This window comes from Micromonospora sp. CPCC 206060, from assembly GCF_036906895.1.
Taxonomy (GTDB): Bacteria; Actinomycetota; Actinomycetes; order Mycobacteriales; family Micromonosporaceae; genus Micromonospora.
The window spans coordinates 1-512 of sequence record NZ_JBAKHU010000304.1 but is presented as its reverse complement, the minus strand read 5'-3'; the positions used below and the strand labels follow the sequence as shown (position 1 = coordinate 512).

General features: G+C 67.2%; 1 protein-coding gene. It reads right to left on the bottom strand.

The window, feature by feature from the left end:
- Positions 1–491: polyketide synthase dehydratase domain-containing protein (locus V6U90_RS33865; protein WP_334445286.1), on the bottom strand; the 491-nt coding region annotated here is incomplete at its 3' end.
- Positions 492–512 lie beyond the last annotated feature (21 nt).

The following is a 512-nucleotide window of genomic DNA, read 5'->3' as shown; positions in this document are numbered from 1 at the left end:
CCGAGGAGGGCCCAGGTGCCGGTCGGGGTCACCCGATCAACCGCCATCGGCGACCACTCCACCCGGTACAACGGCTCCACCACACCAGAGCCACCCAACGAACCCACATCAACCGGCCGCAACGCCAAACCAGCCACCGACGCCACCGGCGCACCCACCGCATCAGCCAGCTCCAACACCACACCCGAAGCCGACGACACCAACCGCACCCGCAACGCCACCGCACCCGTGGCCGACAACCCCACACCCGAGAACGCAAACGGCAACTCGGCCCGCTCCACACCCCCCGACAACAAACCCACACCATGCAAAGCCGCATCCCACAACGCCGGATGCAACCCGAACCCATCCACCACCACACCAGCCGGCAACCCGACCTCGGTGAACACCTCACCACCACGACGCCACGCCGCCCGCACACCACGGAACACCGGCCCGTACTCCAGACCCACCGCAGCCAAACCGTCATACAACTCATCCACCGACACCACCTCCGCACCAACCGGAGGCCA